At 57.5% G+C, this 17,871-nt stretch carries 15 protein-coding genes and 6 pseudogenes; 13 read left to right on the forward strand and 8 right to left on the reverse strand.

From position 1 onward, the window contains the following. Both AC0L2H_RS29960 and AC0L2H_RS29965 read left to right on the forward strand, forming a co-directional pair. Window positions 1–761: omptin family outer membrane protease (locus AC0L2H_RS29960; RefSeq protein WP_473593435.1), on the forward strand; the 761-nt coding region annotated here is incomplete at its 5' end. 318 nt (window positions 762–1,079) lie between these two features. Next, on the forward strand, window positions 1,080–1,400 hold the full coding sequence (locus AC0L2H_RS29965; protein WP_155249172.1) for a hypothetical protein: 321 nt from the start codon (window positions 1,080–1,082) through the stop codon (window positions 1,398–1,400). A gap of 17 nt (window positions 1,401–1,417) precedes the next feature. Here AC0L2H_RS29965 and AC0L2H_RS29970 read toward each other — a convergent pair. Together AC0L2H_RS29970 and AC0L2H_RS29975 are read right to left on the reverse strand one after the other, a co-directional pair. Then, window positions 1,418–1,775 (reverse strand): annotated as a pseudogene (locus AC0L2H_RS29970) (transposase); the annotation flags it as partial. Then, window positions 1,744–2,473: pseudogene (locus AC0L2H_RS29975) on the reverse strand (IS110 family transposase); the annotation flags it as partial. The pseudogenes AC0L2H_RS29975 and AC0L2H_RS29970, both read right to left, overlap by 32 nt. On the opposite strand from AC0L2H_RS29975, the pseudogene AC0L2H_RS29980 reads away from it, so the two are divergent. Beyond that, window positions 2,412–2,674: pseudogene (locus tag AC0L2H_RS29980) on the forward strand (integrase core domain-containing protein); the annotation flags it as partial. The pseudogenes AC0L2H_RS29975 and AC0L2H_RS29980 overlap by 62 nt on opposite strands. Here the strand turns inward: AC0L2H_RS29980 and AC0L2H_RS29985 are convergent. Next, the gene (locus AC0L2H_RS29985; RefSeq protein WP_223217792.1) at window positions 2,631–3,806 is read right to left on the reverse strand and encodes an acyltransferase family protein; all 1,176 of its coding nucleotides are present in this window, start codon (window positions 3,804–3,806) and stop codon (window positions 2,631–2,633) included. The pseudogene AC0L2H_RS29980 and the gene AC0L2H_RS29985 sit on opposite strands and share 44 nt — an antisense overlap. 443 nt (window positions 3,807–4,249) lie before the next feature. Then, window positions 4,250–4,513, reverse strand: coding sequence for an SRPBCC family protein (locus AC0L2H_RS29990; RefSeq protein ID WP_245306409.1), 264 nt, complete (start codon window positions 4,511–4,513; stop codon window positions 4,250–4,252). A 266-nt stretch (window positions 4,514–4,779) separates the two neighbouring features. Here AC0L2H_RS29990 and AC0L2H_RS29995 point away from each other — a divergent pair, with 266 nt between their 5' ends. From AC0L2H_RS29995 to AC0L2H_RS30020, 6 genes are all read left to right on the forward strand, one after another. After that, a complete protein-coding gene (locus AC0L2H_RS29995) occupies window positions 4,780–5,817 on the forward strand; it encodes an IS110 family RNA-guided transposase (protein WP_027047818.1) in 1,038 nt (345 codons plus the stop codon). Window positions 5,818–6,292: 475 nt separating this feature from the next. Continuing rightward, window positions 6,293–6,733: a type II toxin-antitoxin system toxin DNA ADP-ribosyl transferase DarT gene (darT, locus tag AC0L2H_RS30000; RefSeq protein ID WP_236952145.1), complete on the forward strand. Its 441-nt coding sequence runs from the start codon at window positions 6,293–6,295 to the stop codon at window positions 6,731–6,733. Beyond that, window positions 6,733–7,812 (forward strand): type II toxin-antitoxin system antitoxin DNA ADP-ribosyl glycohydrolase DarG, encoded by a 1,080-nt coding sequence (darG, locus tag AC0L2H_RS30005; protein WP_019863525.1) that lies wholly within the window; start codon window positions 6,733–6,735, stop codon window positions 7,810–7,812. Before darT ends, darG begins: the two co-directional genes overlap by 1 nt. Window positions 7,813–7,850: 38 nt before the next feature. Next, the gene (locus AC0L2H_RS30010; RefSeq protein WP_223217790.1) at window positions 7,851–8,042 is read left to right on the forward strand and encodes an RNA-binding protein; all 192 of its coding nucleotides are present in this window, start codon (window positions 7,851–7,853) and stop codon (window positions 8,040–8,042) included. A 24-nt stretch (window positions 8,043–8,066) separates the two neighbouring features. Then, the gene (locus AC0L2H_RS30015) at window positions 8,067–8,792 is read left to right on the forward strand and encodes a hypothetical protein (protein WP_155249173.1); all 726 of its coding nucleotides are present in this window, start codon (window positions 8,067–8,069) and stop codon (window positions 8,790–8,792) included. 12 nt (window positions 8,793–8,804) lie between these two features. Continuing rightward, window positions 8,805–9,950, forward strand: a complete 1,146-nt coding sequence (locus tag AC0L2H_RS30020; protein ID WP_051112868.1) for an XRE family transcriptional regulator — start codon at window positions 8,805–8,807, stop codon at window positions 9,948–9,950. A gap of 224 nt (window positions 9,951–10,174) precedes the next feature. Here AC0L2H_RS30020 and AC0L2H_RS30025 read toward each other — a convergent pair. The 3 pseudogenes from AC0L2H_RS30025 to AC0L2H_RS30035 form a co-directional block, all read right to left on the reverse strand. Further along, window positions 10,175–10,583 (reverse strand): annotated as a pseudogene (locus tag AC0L2H_RS30025) (GNAT family N-acetyltransferase). After that, window positions 10,580–10,979: pseudogene (locus AC0L2H_RS30030) on the reverse strand (copper homeostasis protein CutC); the annotation flags it as partial. The pseudogenes AC0L2H_RS30025 and AC0L2H_RS30030, both read right to left, overlap by 4 nt. Further along, window positions 10,968–11,849: pseudogene (locus AC0L2H_RS30035) on the reverse strand (IS701 family transposase); the annotation flags it as partial. The pseudogenes AC0L2H_RS30030 and AC0L2H_RS30035, both read right to left, overlap by 12 nt. 840 nt (window positions 11,850–12,689) lie before the next feature. On the opposite strand from AC0L2H_RS30035, the gene AC0L2H_RS30040 reads away from it, so the two are divergent. Both AC0L2H_RS30040 and AC0L2H_RS30045 read left to right on the forward strand, forming a co-directional pair. Then, window positions 12,690–14,876, forward strand: coding sequence for a tetratricopeptide repeat protein (locus AC0L2H_RS30040; RefSeq protein ID WP_027047822.1), 2,187 nt, complete (start codon window positions 12,690–12,692; stop codon window positions 14,874–14,876). Between the two features lie 346 nt (window positions 14,877–15,222). Beyond that, on the forward strand, window positions 15,223–15,486 hold the full coding sequence (locus tag AC0L2H_RS30045) for a helix-turn-helix transcriptional regulator (RefSeq protein ID WP_019863533.1): 264 nt from the start codon (window positions 15,223–15,225) through the stop codon (window positions 15,484–15,486). A gap of 86 nt (window positions 15,487–15,572) precedes the next feature. Here AC0L2H_RS30045 and AC0L2H_RS30050 read toward each other — a convergent pair whose 3' ends face one another. Continuing rightward, entirely contained in the window at window positions 15,573–16,391 is an 819-nt protein-coding gene (locus AC0L2H_RS30050; protein WP_155249174.1) for an NAD(P)-dependent oxidoreductase, read from the reverse strand. A 28-nt stretch (window positions 16,392–16,419) separates the two neighbouring features. On the opposite strand from AC0L2H_RS30050, the gene AC0L2H_RS30055 reads away from it, so the two are divergent. Together AC0L2H_RS30055 and AC0L2H_RS30060 are read left to right on the forward strand one after the other, a co-directional pair. Continuing rightward, complete coding sequence (locus AC0L2H_RS30055) at window positions 16,420–17,523, forward strand: IS5 family transposase (protein WP_019863535.1); 1,104 nt, start codon at window positions 16,420–16,422, stop codon at window positions 17,521–17,523. Between the two features lies 1 nt (window position 17,524). Beyond that, window positions 17,525–17,869, forward strand: coding sequence for a hypothetical protein (locus AC0L2H_RS30060; RefSeq protein WP_019863536.1), 345 nt, complete (start codon window positions 17,525–17,527; stop codon window positions 17,867–17,869). Window positions 17,870–17,871 lie beyond the last annotated feature (2 nt).

Raw genomic sequence — 17,871 nt, forward strand, 5'->3', positions numbered from 1 at the left:
AAAGCACCTCTCCGGTCATCTCAGCCGAGATGACGGCGCGCAGCGAGGCCGGCTGGACCGCCAAGCTTTCCGGCCAGTTCGCCTTCAGCGGCGACAGCTACATGGAAAACTATGACTGGAGCCCGGCCTTCTCGACCAATGATGGCTGGAACGACTGGAGCGACCGTTCGCGCTTTTCCGAGACCGATCTGGATCACTTCTATTCGGCAACCGTCGCGCTCGGCCACGACTTCCAGCTCAGCGATCAGTTGCTGATCAACGTCAACGGCGGCTTCAAGTACACCTCGGTCAAGTGGACTGCCTATGGCGGCTCCTATGTCGAGAGCGTTGGCGGCTTCCGGGATTCGGTTGGCGACTACCGAGGAGGCGAAAAGTCCAACAGCTACCAGCAGAACTTGCCGGTCGCCTTCGCCGGCATCGATGCGACCTATGTCAAGGATCGCTGGAACTTCGGCTTTGCGCTGAAGGGCGGCATGACCTTCTCGGCCGGTGATACCGATCATCACTGGCTGCGTGACCTGCGCTTCGAAGATCATTTCGAATCGGCGCCGGTTCTGATGGTCGGCGGCAGCGTCGGCTACCAGTACAACGAGCGGACCAGCTTCTTCGTCTCCGGTTCCTACGAAAAGATGTTCACCGCTCGCGCCGACTACAACACCTATGACATTCCGACCGGCGCAGAGACTCGCGGCTACGACGATCGGAGCGGCGGCGATTTTGCCGCGGCGACGGTGATGGTCGGCATCAGGACCTCGTTCTGACCGGAACGCCAAACCGATGTCCGCAACGGTGCAGAAATTGGTGGGCGCGATAGGAACGACGTTCTTTCGCCGAGCTGTCGTTCCGCGGTAGACCGTCTCTGATCTCGCAGCATCGTCCTTGTCCCCGACAAATGGCGTTTGGAGAGATGCAAGCCGGTTGGGCCATCGAATAGGCCCATCGCGATAGCTGTGAGCTGATCGCCTTCAATCGTAGGCTTCCAGAACAACGTCGAGCCGCACTCAGAACCCGCGTTCAACCGACTGAGAGCGCGTCGCACCGAACATTCACGGCAGCGAGCAAATGGCCCGATTCTTTCGATGTTATCGAACGTGAAGCACGCGACGTCGGGTGAGCAGACCCGGCGGTTCCCCACCATCTGCATGAACATGCTCCGGAACTTTCAATCGCGGCTGACCTGGCCCGCCGCTTTGCCGCGGCCATACATGGCGACGACGATGCAGGCCTCGGTCAATGGGGCTTCCCTTGCAGCAGCCTCCAGCCGTGACATTGAGGCTCTCCGGGCGGCAATCACCAAGCCCTGGAGTGCGAACCCGGTCGAAGGCCAGATCAACCGCCTCACGATCAAGCGCCAGATGTACGGGCGCGCTGCCTATCCCCGACTTCTGGCAGCCGCTTGACCCGACCGGACAAAGGGACAAGCCGCAGGGCCGAGGAAGGTCAGCGTGCGCCAGTGGCCGTGTGAGGCAAAGCCGCGCAGGGGTTTGCCGCACGGTCCCCAGCCCCGCAGCGGAGCCATGTTGGTCTTGATCCAGGTTTCGCCGATAAACACCAACCGTTCCGGATCGAGACCCGCTTGCCAGGAGCGCCAGCGTTGCCGTCGCCGCGCGATGTCGGCGCGAACCTGTTCAACGGCGAACAGCGTTTTTTTTGAACCGCAAACCCTCGCACCGCAGGAAGTGCCATACCGTGTCGTGCGAGACCTTCACACCGCGTGCGGCAAGTTCGTCCTTCAGGCCGTGTAGCGACAGATGCGGCGTCTGGTTGATCCGCTCCTTCAAGTGGCAGCGGCAGTCCGATCGATGAGCGCGCCGTCTCAATATCCGTCAGAATCTGTGTCTTGCTGACCTTGCGACCGACGACATCCCACGCTCCTGTCACAAACTCCTCCTTCGTCAGTGCCGTGATGCTTGCCGGGGTAGGAAAGGCATGGAGGAAAGCGAAGAACCAGTCGCTGCGGCTGTTCCCCCGGAGGCGGTCGATCTCGGGAAAATACAGCGGCAGGTAGTGCGTCAGGACACGGTGCTGGATCTCGGTCTTGGCCCTGGCGATCGCTTCATGGGTCTTCGACAGCTCCTGCACGTCGTTGATGCCGGCGCGCAGCGGATCATGGTAGACTTGTGTTGCCTGGATCCTGAGCATGTGCAGCATCACCTGTGCATCTTGTTGTGCAACGCTTCTCGTGTTCGGGCCAGCGCCAGCGACGACACCAGCCGCACCTCAAAGCCCGCTTCAGCCAGGCGCCATGCTATCGGCCGGTGATAGTTCCCAGTCGCCTCAAAGGCGCAGAGCACAGGGCGGCCATACGCCTGCAGCACCTCTATCAGATGGTCGTGCTCAGTACAGGTGTTGAGGACCAAAAGGCGACGCCGGCGCTTGTGTGGCCTGGTGCTTCGATCAGAACTTCATTGCGAACCACAAAGCCAAAGCATCCATGGACCAACGACCAGGTCGAGCGCACGAATCGCACCATCAAGGACCCAACCGTCAAGCGCTTGCACTAGGAAGATCACGACCAACTACGTCGGCATCTTGCTGACTTCGTCGCAGCTTACAACTTCGGCCGCAAGCTCACGGCCTCACGCCCTACGAGTTCATCTGCAAGGCATGGGCTTCCCAGCCCGAGCTCTTCACTCTCGATCCGATCCGGCAAATGCCGGGACTAAACAGCTAGAAGGTGCCGCTGCTGTGGGAAGTTCCTCTTTGGCGTCACCCTTGCGCGCGGTGAAACTGTATTTCCTGCGCAATCCAAGGGTAGGCTTCTCAATGAAATGCCATGAGAGCATCGCCACTCCTGTCACCAGTACCATCGAGATGCCAAAATGCAGCCATGGCGATGTCAGTTTCGGGAAGAGCGTCACCAAAGCCTGCTGAAATGGGTAGCCGTAGAGATAGATGCCGTAGGAGTAGTCGCCTCGACCATAAATCGGAATGCGCGGGATCGGCGATAGCCCAACATAGACTGTTACGTAGGCGACAATCGGAATCAGCAGAAGCTTTACCGGCATTTGCGGGAGAGCAGCAAACACGTCAAATGCCGCCAGGAAAAACAACAGGATTGCAGTGCCGAAAATCGCAGGATGGAAAGGTATTTTGTTACGGAACAAATACAGCAGAATGCCCGCGAGGAAATAGACGTACAAGGTCCTGCCGTCGCTCTTGAGGAAATGGTTCGTGGCCGTGAAGATCCGACCTTCGCCACCAAATGGAACCCACTCATAGGCGAGAGAGATGAAGACCAGCACGGCGAAAACGAGTGCGGCGCACAAGAGAATTCGCGGGCGCTTCAGCAGGTGCGTGAGGATGATCAACGCCATGATCGCATAACACCCGATTTCGAACGGAACCGTCCACAACGAGCCGTTTACGGTGTTGGGAAATGGGTTGCTTTCGAAAACGCCAGGCAGGACATAGTGAATCAGTCCAACGATGTTGGCGAAGTATGACAAAAATTCGTAGGTTGAAAAATATTCCCTTAAACTAAGTGTCGTGAATATTGGCCCGATAACGATAGCAGCAAAGAATATATCCATGACCAAGGCTGGGACAATCCTCATGCCTCTATTCAAGATGAAGTCCTTTAGACGGAGTCGTAGTGCGCTGCCCGTTATAAGAAATCCACTTAGGGTGAAGAACATCGGGATGATGCTTGCATGCATCAGCGCCAAGGGCGGGGTGCTGTATTGAAATTTCTCGCCTTCGGCAATCAGAAACGAATGGGCGAACAGCACGGACATAGCCAGCGCGATACGCAAAAAATCGAAGCCGGGTCCAATGCCTTTGTTTCGGTCCAGCACTTCGCCCATGGTCCGCATACCAACATAGCCTCCTGCATCAACACCTCGGAGCTAGTTGGTGTTGCTGCACTGCACAATAAACGATTTCTTTCTCTTCGAGACATTGCGTCGGTTTCCGAATACCCGGGTGATGGAGGGGTGACTTCCCCAGCCACTGGCGTCTTCGCCGGCGCGCCCCGCAGCGACTATCTTATCGAGCGACCGGCGCGCGAATGGCTCGACCGCAACTGGTGAATGCCGCCGCAACTGGTGAATGCCGCCGCCCTTGGTGCGAATAGGCACATTGGAACCTTGAGATGACGGTCAGGTCGATCGGCTCTTCTTCTCGATCAGATACCGCCGGAGGCCGGCTTCGCCGCACGGCCTCGTCCAGCGATGGTTCCACGCGAAGGCTGGCCGCAGCAGCGGCGCTAGCAATTTGAGGATCGGCCTCAGCACCGTGACCTGCCAGGTCAACTGGACGTGGGTGCCGGTGCCCTGTCGGCCGGACACGCCCGCCACAGCCTGTCGAAATCGCCGAGGGCTTTCACCACCACCAGGCGGCCGGGTACAAGCTCCGCCGCTTCGATGATGAAATTGAGCTCGTAGGGGCAGGGCGCCGCGAGCCCGGCTCTTGCGCGCGACCCGATGGTCGCCTTGCCCTTGCTGCCGAGCGGGACCACTTCCTTGTAGACGTCGCACCACCAAAGCGGCAGCAACTCGGCATCCGAGAGCACTCCCACACTTCCTGCGGCGTGCCCTCGGGGACGTGCCAGCTTTCGTCCAGCGGACGAAGTTGCTGGGCGCTGCATTTCCTCCGGTTGGTGGAAACACCGATATTAGCTTCAGCTTGGTTGTCTGGCCAGTGCAGCGCATTAGGGGTAGATGGGGTATTCGGCTTGCGCCCCTTCTTCAATGGTGAAGCAGGAAGGTGCTGCGCTTCGAGCTGATGATAGAACGTGGTCTGTCCAAACAGCCACAAGCATCAGGAAGGAAGCGCAGCATGAAGTACTTTATCGGTCTCGATGTCGCGGTGAAAGAGACTGCCGTTTACATCGTTGATGAAACCGGCAGGATCTGGCGTGAGGTGAAGGTGGTCAGCCATCCCGACGATCTCCTCGCCGTGCTGAAGCATGCTGCCTTGAATATTGAACGGGTCGGCCTCGAGGCCGGGCCGTTGTCGCAATGGCTTTTCGAGGGGCTGGCCAGGGCCGGGTTGCCGGTCATCTGCATCGAGGCGCGCCATGTGAAAGCGTTCTTGAAGGCGCAGCCGAACAAGACGGATCGCAATGATGCGCGCGGCATCGCGCAGATGATGCGGGTCAACCTGTACCGCCCGGTGCATGTGAAAACGCTCACGAGCCAGATGCGGCGGGCACTCCTAACAGCCCGCAAGCTACTGCAAGGCAAGGCAATCGCCATCGAGAATGACATCCGCGGCCTTCTGCGCAACTTTGGCCTCAAGGTCGGTGTTGTGGGAACGGTGAAGTTCGAGGAGCGCACTCGCGAGCTCGTCGAAGGCATGCCCGATCTCGAAGAAATCATGGAACCGCTGCTGGCCGCCAGGCGGAAGCTGCGTGCCGAATTTGCTCGCCTGCACAAAAAAGTGCTCATGATCGCCAGGAATGATGCGACCTGCCAGCGCTTGATTACGGTTCCCGGTGTCGGCCCTGTTGTGGCGCTCGCCTATGCCGCGACAATCGACATTCCGCAGCGGTTCAGCAACTCCAAGGCGGTGGGGCCCATCCTGGGACTGACGCCGAAGCTCAACGAGTCCGGGGAAAGCAAGCGCGTTGGATGCATATCCCTGTGCGGGGACGGCATGATGCGGACGTTGCTCTATGAGGCTGCCCAAACGCTGATGACTCGCGTGACGAAATGGTCGTGGCTCAAGACCTGGGCGATGAACGTCGCCAAGCGGCGCGGGATGCGCAAAGCAATTGTCGCGCTGGCACGTCGCCTGGCGGTCATCATGCATCGCATGTGGCTGGACGGCGCCGAGTTCCGCTGGACGCGGGAAACCATGGCGTCAGCCATCTGATCCAGGAGGCCGGGAAGGAGAGAGACAGTGCGATCAGGACGCTTGGCAGATTGGGCCGCCTCGTTCTTCTGACCCCATACTGGGAGGGCAAAACGCCGATCCCGCAGAGAAGCAAGGCCCTGCGAAAGACGTCAAAATGCCGGAGACTGAAAAGCCCGATAGCGCTTGACCTCAACACGCCGAATAGAGAAGTGTCTCGGTTTGAAATCTTGTCAGCCGTGTAGCCACGGCGACCATTCCGGGCTGTGCTTGCCGCTAAGCATGTGGCAGCATTCGCGCGAATCATGTCCAAAGACCTCAACCCAGAGAAAGCGCTCATTTTTCGGATTGTCCACAGGGACAATATCGGACCAGTGCTGGCTGATGGTTGCCACTGCCGCGCGACCATGGAAGGTAAGAAATATATCGAGATCGGGAATCCGGAGCTGATCCGAAGCGCACTGACAAGGCGGTTCCGATCGATCCGGGCGGCACTTTGAGCGACTACGTTCCGTTCTATTTCACACCCTATAGCCCGATGCTCTACAACATCAAGACGGGTTACAACGGCATCAAGCAGCGCTCGATGCGAGACATCGTGATCCTCGTATCTTCGCTGCATCACCTGGCCAAGCTAGAGGTTCCGTTTGTGCTTACCGACCGGCATGCCTATCTGAAGTTGGCGCAGTTCTCGGACGATTTGGCCGATCTGAACTGGATTATCTGGCTGACCCTGCAAGCGCGCGATTTCAAGAAAGATGACATCGACAAGTTCGAGAAATATCAGGCTGAAGCGCTTGTATATAAGCACGTTCCGCTCACTGCCCTGCTTGGCATCGTTTGCTATGACGAAAACGCAAAAGCCGAGATCGAGGCTGCCGCCGCGAAAGCAGGCGCTAAGGTGAAGGTCCTGGCAGAAAGGAGATGGTTCCTCTGATGGTCAAGTTTGTCCGTGGCAACCTACTTGAAGCTGACACTGAAGCTCTGGTGAACACCGTCAACACCGTCGGCGTGATGGGGAAGGGCGTCGCCTTGATGTTCAAAGAGGCATTCCCCGAAAACTTCAAGCTTTACGAAGCCGCTTGTGAGGATAAGCGCGTGCGGCTTGGCGAGATGTTCGTTACGGAGCGGAACGACCTCTATGGCCCGAAATGGATAATCAACTTTCCCACTAAGGCGCACTGGCGATATCCATCTAAGATCGAATGGATAGCAAAGGGCTTGGACGATCTTAAAGCTGTCGTGGAACATAACAACATCAAATCCATAGCTGTTCCACCTTTGGGTGCTGGCAACGGCGGCTTAGATTGGCCTGAAGTTCGCGAGATAATCCTGTCTAAGCTTGATTCGCTAAATGATGTCGAAGTTCTTGTTTACGAGCCGACCCGACAATGCCAGAACGTGGGCAAGCGTGCCGGCGTAGATAAGTTGACTCCAGCGCGAGCGCTGATAGCTGAACTTGTTAGGAGATATTGTATTCCTGGAATCCAGTGCTCGTTGCTGGAAGTTCAGAAACTTGGCTATTTCGTGGAGAGATTCGCGAACCGAGAGGGCTTGGATGAGATGAAATTCGAATTCGGAGCCAATAAATATGGGCCGTATTCGGACAAGATGAAGCATATGCTGAATGCTCTGGATGGAAGCTATTTACATTGCGATAAGCGACTTGGTGATGCCGGCCCCTTTGAGCCAATTCATTTTGATGATGAGCGAAAGGAACGCGTCTCTGCCTACTTTTCTACCGCTGAAGCAAAGCCATATCGATCAGCTTTGGAGGCCACCAGCAAGCTTATCGACGGCTTCGAGTCTCCCCTGGGGATGGAGTTGCTTGCGACCGTCGATTGGTTGATGCGCCACGAAAAGGTTGCCCCCCAAGTGGATGAGATCAGGGCTGCCCTGTCCAAATGGCCCGGTGGCGAGGATGCGGCTGAGCGGAAGTTGCGGCTGTTTGATGATCGCATCATCAAGATAGCCCTGGATGCTTTGAAGGAAAACTCTTTGGTGCAGGCCAGCTAATGCCCACGGGACCTAAAGGACAGAAGCGCCCCGCCGACGTGATCGGCAACGCCGTCCGCGTCATGCGCATTGCCACTGGCGATGAAGCCGAGGACGTTGACGACGGCAAAGACCCTGCCGCCAAGGCGCTTGGCTCAAAGGGCGGCAAGAAGCGCGCCGAGAACATGACGCCAGAGCGCCGGGCAGAGATTGCGAAGAAAGCTGCTGAAAAGCAGTGGGGTAAGCTGTAATTCAGTTGACCGGAGATCGGGTTTTTGGGAATCTGGTTTACCGAATCAGATTTGAGCCCGCGCTGCATGCCCATCATTCCAGAAATTCAGAACCGCTTAAGGCTAGCCTTCCCGCAATCAAGCGACTTGGCTCTTGCTCGCGCGGTCCAAGAAGGCAGTTTCTTGGCGGGCCATCTTTTTGAGGGAGAATCTTTCCTCAACAACGCCATCGGTAGAGACCTCCGTGGCCATATTCGCCGGATCGGGATCGCATATCAGATCGACCTCTACTGCGCCCGAGGCGATCTTCCCTTTCTCGCATCAATGAAGCCCATGCCGAAAGGAAGCTGGCATTGGTTGGAGGTCACCGCGACTGGCGCGATTGCCCATGTCGTCCGGACCGATGATGTAGACGGCTTCCCAGAAGAGGCCGAGAGCAGGCAGGACACGCGGCTTTCTTTGCAGCCTGATCTGTTGAGCTGGTCAGAGAAGGACAAGGACATCAAAAGCCTCGTCCGCGAGATCCCAAAGCTTTACGCGTGGCTGACGCTTCGCGCGGCGCGTGATGGCAAGCTCAGCCATCTTTGCTGGGGTGCGCCGGCTCCCGACTCAGATACATGGATCGGGCACGTCAATGTTCTTGAGGAAGTGGCTAAACGTGGCGTAGAGGTTCCGGTGGGATCGACGGTGCCCGACGCTGGGGCAAAGCTTCGCCTGAAGGACCATATTGCCCAAGCGCTCGAAGAGAGCGCCAAGAAGGAAGGCGCATAAAGCGCAGCAGCAATGGATGATCTATTTTCTTCAGACAGGCGGAATCTGCCTCGGGTTATTCCCGAGCGAATCCGCGAGGCGCGGGAAGCTCGCGGGCTACAGATTGAGCCATTCGCCGAACTCTTGAACGTGACAAAGCAGGCTGTATCCCGGATGGAAAGCGGTCTCTCCGCCCCGAGTGGGGAAACATTCGGCCGCATCATAGCCGTGACTGAGCAGCCGCCGGCGTTTTTCACTACCCCAAGACAACGATCCGGCGCGGGCATCGCGCCGTTTTGGCGAAGTTTAAAGCGAGTCGAATTGTACCATCGCAAGCGCATCGCTCGTCGGCTTGAGTGGGCTAGCGATGTCGTCGCATATTTGGAGCGCTTCATTGATATGCCATCGCTCGATCTCCCAGCCCTTGATTTTGATCCGTCTTCTCAATCAACGGATCAAATTGAAGCGGCGGCAGATGCACTGCGATCCGCCTGGTCGCTTGGGCGCGGTCCCCTCCGGGACCTCTCAGCGATCATGGAGCTGCATGGCTTCATCCTTGTTCGCGAGGCGGTCGACTGTCCTGATATGGATGCCGTTTCATGCTGGCAGGCAGGCAGGCCGTATGTCTTGTTTTCAGCAGATGTAACCAGCGGGCCGCGTACCGCCTATAACCTTGCTCACGAACTTGGACATATGCTGCTCCATTCGTCTGTTGAGGTTACGTCCGAAAATATCAACGACATCGAGCGACAGGCGGATCGCTTCGCTAGTGCTTTTCTTCTACCTCAAGATTCATTTAGCCGTGAGGTTCTAGGTACCTCTCTTAGTCATTTTGAATTCCTCAAACAAAAGTGGGGCATTTCGATTGCCGCTATGGCCTATCGCTGTAGGGACCTTGAGATAATTAGCGGAAATCAGCACAGCTATGTAATGCGCCAGCTAAACATGAAGCGCATTCGCACGCACGAGCCATTGGACGAATTGTTCCAAACACGAGCGCCTGCTATTCTTGGGGCATCTGTGAAAATGCTTTTGGATCAATCTGTGCAGACAAGAAATCAAGTTGAGCAAGCATTGGCGTTGAACCTGGGTGACATTGAACGCCTTTGTGGCCTCCCGAAGGGCCATCTAGATACCCGCGTCGTCCCCTTCACGCCAAAGCTACGCAATTCGAATTGAGCTTTATGCTTGACACTAGGCATAAAAACCCGTTCAATATTCAAGGCAGGATTCTTCAGCACCAGTATTGGGTTAGAAGAACGAGGCGAGTACTTCATGCTGCGCTTCCTTCCTGATGCTTGTGGCTGTTTGGACAGACCACGTTCTATCATCAGCTCGAAGCGCAGTACCTTCCTGCTTCACCATTGAAGAAGGGGCGCAAGCCGAATACCCCATCTACCGCATTAGGCGGTGATCTGCTTGACGTAATAGCGCACCGCATTCTTGCCGCCATGGATCACCGCGTCGCCGGCCTCACTGAAGCCAAGGGCGGCGTGAAAAGGCATCCGAGGCGGGATGGTCTCGGCCACGCGCTTGCGCCGCCACCACAACGCGGTCGACCTAGACGAAGCGCTCGTAGCGCTCGCGGAACCACAAGAAATTCGGGCTGTCGTAACCGGCGTCCTGGTCGAAGGTCATGATGAAGGCTTCGAGATCGCCGATGCGGCGCGCATAGAATGATTCGCCAAGCAGGAAGGACAGCCGCTCAGCCTCCAGCCACAACAGTTCGGCGGGGTGCTCATTGTTGAGCGCCAGGATCGCCGCTTCGTCTGCGGCCGATACATGGGCTATCGGGGCAGGCCCCGCGCTCATGCCTTGGCTGCCTTGATGGTGGCTGCCACGAGGGCGGTGTCGGTCAGCGTGTTGCGATACTCGTCTAGGTCGGAGCCGCCCATGCCGACATTGGGATTGCGGTAGTACATAGCGCTCGGCACATCCTTGAGCGCGGCGAAATGCATTTCGGACAGGCCGGTCTTGCTGCGCACTTCGGCGATGTTGCCAAGATCGAGCCCGCCGCAACCGAGGATGACGATGCGGTCGCCGGCCTGCCGCACCAGGTCCGCCAGGAGTGAAGCGCTTTCGACTGCCATGTCGCGCTGGCCGCTGGTCGCGGCCGACCTTGCAGCGGATCAATGCTTCCAACGCCTCAGACGGATCGCGCGTCATGTCGAAGGCGCGATGGCAAGTGACGTTCAAGGGGCCGGCAGCTGCGCTGCGGCGAAGATCAGCCGATAGCTTCGAGAGGAATGCCAGGGGCGGCCATGCACAGGCTCATATGGCGATGCCATCCGTGCCAGGACCGAGCCTCGCAATGATCAAGAGATCATCCTTGGCGCGCGCAAAGCACTCCTCGATCGCCCAGCGCAGGCCGGCCACTGCCACCAATTCGGCCAAAGAGGAACCGGGCGGGGCGAAGACCAGGTAATAGGCTTTTCTCCCGATGTCGATCGCTTGCGGCTGACGAGAAGCCAATGCTCGAAGCCGCCCTTTTGACGTCCAGGGACGGTGGATGCGTGCCCAGTCGTAGAGCCGAGGCCCTTTGGCGCCATCACCTGCCGCATGACAGACCCAGTCGTCGGGCTCGAACTCGCTGGCCAGTTCCTCGGGCGAGGTTTCCTCAAACAGACGATCCCCTCCACGGCGCATGAAGTGAGCGCCTCGAACCGCCAGGACGTAGGGCTGCTCGCGAGCTTCCAGCATCCGGCGAAAGCTGCTGTCCGCTCAGTAGACAGCGTCGCCCAGATCGTAAGCGCACGGGACGCCGGCATCGAGCGCCGCCTCGACCATGGAGCGCGCCATCTTTGGCTTGGTCGCAAACTCGACCATCTCCGGGATCGATCCGCGTCCCAGTGGCTGCGCCCCAATAACGACTGCATCCGATAGGGCCGCCCCGCTCCGGATTGCTCAGCCATCAGCCAGCCTGTCTTGCGCTCAATGCCGGAAAGAAGGCCGTCAAGGAAATCGGCGCCCGTCTCCCGCAACTCACGACGAGGAAGCACCCGCCCAACCCGCGCCTTCAGCACTGTCAGCTCCTGCTCCCAGGTCAACAACGACCCCTGACCATGAAGCGACAGACATGGTTCCCTCCATAACCTGCCGAAGTGAATCAGAAAACCAAATGACCCGCAACTGTAGTCCTAAGCTTGACGGCGCCCGCGCGCCTGACGGCGCGGGCCGGGTGCTCGTGAACCGAGCCCGCTTTTTCTTCGACGGGCTCAGGCGGTCTCGGCCATCCGGCTTCGCCCCCTAGATTGCGAATATTGAGGAGCACGCCGGATTTCGCTTTGCCATCGCCATGACCGCGTCCTCCCTTCAGACTTGTTTTGCGGTTCAGGATCCAGTCGCCGACAAGGTCGAACGAGATAGCCACCGCCGCAAGCGTCGGGCCGGACGAGGGCGCTGAGATCTGTCTTGATAAGCCCGACCGACAACAAACCCGAAAGGGTTTTGCGGCCGTCGCCCTGCTTGCGCCGCTCCGATCACGTTCCGGGTGCGACAATCGCGTCGCACGCCGGCGGCCGTATGGGCGGGCAGTTTGTCCCAGCGAATTGCACCGCCGAAAGTAGCCAACATTTGTCCCACACACGACAATTCTGCCGCCCCGAGGGTGGAGCGGCGCGACAAACCTTTTATTCAAGCAATTGAGATCGCTCATGGAATTTCGGAGGTTCTTCGACGACGCTACACGCGCGGCACGAAAGTTGCTGTTCATCCTTGCAGGGTGCTGACCGCAGCAAGCCGGCGTACGGCAACATCACTGAGTAGCATCCGCCAACCACGAGAAAGGAATGCACCATGAAGAAGAAGATCGCAGAAACCACCACGGTCATCCGTACGACCACGCCGTACACGGGCACGGTCTGATGACTTGGGAGGGTGGCAATGCGCCACCCTCCCTCAACCAAGAAGGCGAGCAGTATGGCCGATTTTGTACAGTCGCACGCTTTGGCGTTGATTTCGGAGGCGGTTGGCGCCTCAACAATAACCGTGCTCAAGGCTGACAAAGGCATGGCTCCTCGAGCCACGGTCGCGACAGCTCTTGCAGACTGTGGATCTAATGTCGAGTTTGCTGATGGTGATTGGCAACGTGGCGGCTATCTCGCGGGATTCCAAAACCTGGTTGATGCGGCTTTGGAATGGACGACCAAAGAATGCCCGCACCTGATCGAGAAGCACCAGCAATCGCTTAAGCGCCTGTTTCCGCTTCTCTCCAGCGCCGCCTTTACCGTTCCAAAAGACCTCACCAACACATCGAGCAAGGAAGAGCGAACACGGTTCTACCATCACGAATATCAGAACAAGCTGCTCGTGGGGCTCGCCGAATATCTGCTCGAATATGCTAGCCGAAGCGGTCTCCGCTGTGTGCTGGTCATCGATCGAGCTTCAGAGATGTCACCTACGGCCGTCAACCTGGTGAAAGTGTTGCGGCGGCTCGACAGCGAACGCCATTTCCGCTTTGTTCTCGTGGACCATTCCAATTCCGTGTTCATTGAAGGGGCCTGTGAAGTCAACTTCGGCTGTTATTCGATCGATGAACTCGTCGATCTCTTTAAACCTGACATGGCACCACAGAAGCGGCGGTTGATTTTTGAGGCGGCTCGCGGGAATCCGCTACTCCTTCGCGCTCTGATCACCTGCAATCAGGCCGGCATGCCAGTTGTTGGATACTTGACCTCCAATGCTGCTATCGACTTGCACCTGGCGAGCCTGAGCCCTGAGGAACGCAGCGAGATGCTTCGATCTTATGTGGAAGCAGACTGCAACCCGACCGATCTAATCGCCCAACGCAACTATGAGACATTTGATCGGGAGTATGCTGACAGTCTGCATGCAGAAATGCATCGGGCCGCAATTGAAAAATATCTTGCCGGAAAGTCACCCTTGGTGACATTCCACGCCTTGTCTGTTCGGAACAAATTCAAGCGGCTCGAGCTTATTGCGGAGCCAAGCGAAATTCTTAAGAGCATTGGGCTTTATGACACTTGGTTCAGCTATTTCGGCGAAATGTTTGCGGATCCCGAGCTGCGCGTTTACGGAACAGGAAACGATGCGGTCAACGCGGTTTTCATCAATGCAGCGTTTGTTCTCTACAGCTTGGGATGCGGCTGCGTCTCGGTTCCCTATCTCGATCTTTTCTACTCGAAATTCCCATCAAGCCGCTACACGCCTACGGTGCTTTACGCCCAATCAATGACCTATGCCAGATATCAACAGCCAGTGAACCTTCCATTGGCGGAACAATACGCGCTGCGAAACATCGATACTATTGAGCGGGATTTCAAATATCACGAGAAATACCACTACATAAAGGTTTTCGCGGAAAACGCCTATGCCTATATCAAGGCAAGGCAGGGTCAATTTGACGAAGCCCTCCAGCTTTGCACGGAAGGTAAGGCGACAATGTCAGAGATATATGGCGACAATCGCTTCAAACTCCATCAGTCAATTTTGATGTATAATATCAGTCAGGTATACGAGCTTGTAAACGAACTTTCTCTCGCGGAGAAAAAGCTTGGCGATGTCATCGCCGTTGATCCTTATTACGGCGAATACCAGAACGATCTTGGCAATCTCCTCGGCAAAGTCCCGGGCCGTGAAGTTCACGCGTCAAATGCATATGCGCGCGCGATCGAGCTCTGCCCGCCTTACTACGAGGCGCATTTGAACCGGGCAGGTCTCCGTAAACGTCTCGGTGATACACAAGGCGCGCTTTCCGATCTTGATCGCGCTCTGTCGATCAAGCCGGAAGAATGGCGAGCTCTGCTGGAGAAAGGCAATATCCTTCTCTCAGCCGGAAGCCCTTCTTCTGCAATTGAAGCTTACCTTGCTGCCGCTGAGTTCGTTCCCTCACATGCGGACCTGCAGAGCAACTTGGGTCTTGCCTATTCCGAGTTGGAGAAGCCTGAGCAGAGCATCGCTCATTATCAGAAGGCCCTCGATATCGATCCCCGTCATGCGCCGGCCCACAACAACCTTGCAATTGAGCTGTTCAACGCCAAGCAGCCTGATTTGGCATTGGAGCATGCCAATCAAGCCGTCGATTTTGCCGGCGAGCCCGATTACGAGGCCACGCGCAACCATATCCGCATGGCATTGGCGAGTTAGACAAATAGGTAGGCGTAAAAATTTGCGGTAAGGGGCTCCGTCGCCATTTCCACAGCCCTGCGGATTGGCATGACAAGCCTCGCTTATGCCCAAGCTCGATTGCGCCTAACCGTTCACGCTGGGATCGGGAGGCAAGGGTTAAGCAGCAAGCAACTGACCGCCAATGACGACGGAATCGGGATCCTGAACCGCCCCAATCGGGCTGCGGAACCCCGACCATCTCCTCGTCGCAGCCGGTACGCAAAACACCAGCCATCAGTGTGGTATGAAGCCGGCCACCGTTCCAACCAAAGACCGGCCAGTTTTCGGCACTAAAGATTGTCTCCCGCGGGGCCGATCTGTAGCAATGTCGGCGAGATTCGAACCGACCCATCTGCAGATAAGTCCCCGGCGATGGCTTACCAAGGAGCGCATCATGATGGCGCAAAAGATGCTCCTCGAGACTGATCTGACCGCTAGCGACGTTGCCGATCAATGCGGTTTTTTTGACGCCTATCACTTTAGCCGCGAATTCAAGCGAAGCATTGGTACAAGTCCGCGCTATTGGCGACGAGGTGAGGTCGTTGAATTTCGCAAGCGTGGCGAGAGCTGCGGGACAGATGATCCTTGATGCGGTTGCCTTACAAGCGCCCGTCGACGAATCGACTTGCGATCCGCCGAAACCCGTATCGATCTTAAAATCAACGCTGGCGGGTTCTAATATCCTAGGTCGAGACTGACCTCGTTCTTAACCACCTGACCTCCAAAAAATTCTACTAGATTCTGGGTGCCGTAGGCGAGATTCCGTTCCCGGACGTCGTCGGCATTGGAGGCTTGATCACCTGAACACAGGACATTCGGCAATTTATGTACCCCCAGCCGAGACATAGTGCCGCTGTAACACGTTGCTGGCATCGCGTTCTCATACCACCACCAGACATCGGCTGCGTAACCGCGCAAACGACCGGAAATGAGGGCATCATGAAGAGGCTTTTCAGCAACCAGTGTGCCACGTGCGACGTTAATAAGAAATGCCGATGATTTCATTGCCTCGATTTCGGACTTGCCGAAAAACTGCTCGGTGTCTCGGGTGAGCGGCATTGCCAATACCGCATAGTCACTTCTAGCTATCACGGAATGCAGGTCATCTATCCCGTACATGGAATCGACATGATCGACGCCTACGTCTTTGTCGCGACGAACGCCCAAGACTTGCATGTCAAACGCCTTTGCACGTTTGGCGACGCGACCTCCGACATTACCGACACCGAGAAGTCCCAAAGTACGACCGTTCAACATGGCTGCCCGGGTTCCATCCTCCCACCAGGGAAAAACCTGCTGTCCGCTCGAAGCCATATTGTGCTTCAGCACGGTCAATTTAGCCAATGAAAGCATGAACATCTTGGCCTGTTCAGCGACCGCAATTGCATTCGACCCACGAATATTTGCGACCTTTATTCCTCTATTTTTCAAAAAATTGAGATCTAGCAGGCTGTTGAAAAAGGCGCTCGCCATCGGACCGCAGCGGTGATTCATTGGTTCCGAAGGGATTCGGAGGTGACGAGTGCGCGGCGGCGGCGATCGAACTGGCGAACTGTTCAGCTATGTTGACCTTGAGGCACGAGTGCGGCGCAATCATCCGTTGCGGGCGATCCGGTTAATCGTGAGCGAGGCGCTGTCGGCACTGGAGCGGGAGTTCGCGGCGCTGTATTCGCCGATCGGACGGCCATCGATCCCGTCGGAGAAGCTGCTCAGGGCGATGCTGCTTCAAGCCTTCTATTCGATCCGCTCGGAGCGGCTTTTGATGGAGCGGCTGGAATACGACCTCCTGTTCCGCTGGTTTGTGGGCATCGGCGTGGACGACGCAGGCTGGGATCATTCGGTGTTCTCCAAGAACCGTGACCGGCTGCTGGAGGGCGACATCGCTACAAAGTTCCTAAGCGCGGTGCTGGCGCAGCCCAAGGTGAAGAGGCTTCTGTCGACGGATCACTTCTCGGTCGACGGCACGCTGATCGAGGTCTGGGCGTCGATGAAGAGCGTCAAGCCGAAGGACGGCCCAAGCGGTGGTCATGGCGAGCCGCCGGCAGACGGCGGCGGGCGCAACGCGGAAGCGGACTTCCACGGCGAGAGGCGATCGAACGAGACGCACGCCTCGACCACCGATCCCGACGCCAGGCTCTACCGCAAAGGGCGAGGCAAGGAGGCGAAGCTGTGCTTCATGGGGCATGGGCTGATGGAGAACCGCCACGGCCTGCTGATCGAAGCCTGCCTGACGTTGGCCGACGGGCATGCCGAGCGGGTGGCGGCACTGCACATGGCCGAGCCTCGCGCCGACCGACCGCAGGCGATCACGCTCGGTGCCGACAAGGCTTATGACGCAGAAGACTTCGTCAACGAACTGCGCTCAATGAAGGTGACACCGCATGTGGCGCAGAACACCAGCGCCCGTAGTTCGGCGATCGACGGGCGCACGACGCGGCACAGCGGCTATGCGATCAGCCAGCGCATCCGCAAGCGCATCGAGGAGGCATTCGGTTGGATCAAGACCGTCGCCGGGCAGGAGAAGACCAAATTGCGCGGCCGCGACCGCGTCGGATGGGCCTTCACTTTCGCGGCTGCCGACTACAATCTGGTGCGGCTGCCGAAGCTCATCGCTGGGACCAACTGACATGGCCAAGGTTCCAGTCATCGCCAAGGCCTTTGCCGGTCGCTGGCGTATCGTCGAAATGGATGTCTGGGACAACGATTTCCTCGATCTCGTCGAAGAGGCGCATCTGACGTTCAAAGGCGCGGCGGACGGCGAGATTGGCTTCGGTGCCCTCAAGGGCTTCCTTGATGTCCGCTACGGCGCGCGAGACGGCTCGGCCTGCGCGGAATTCTCGTGGGAGGGTCACGACGAAAGCGATCCCGCTTGCGGTCGCGGATGGGCGATGATCGGCACCGCGGGTCGCCTCGTCGGCCACTTCTATATCCACAATGCCGACGATTCAGGCTTCGTCTGCGAGCGCGCCTGACT

Source organism: Mesorhizobium sp. WSM4871 (assembly GCF_055811295.1).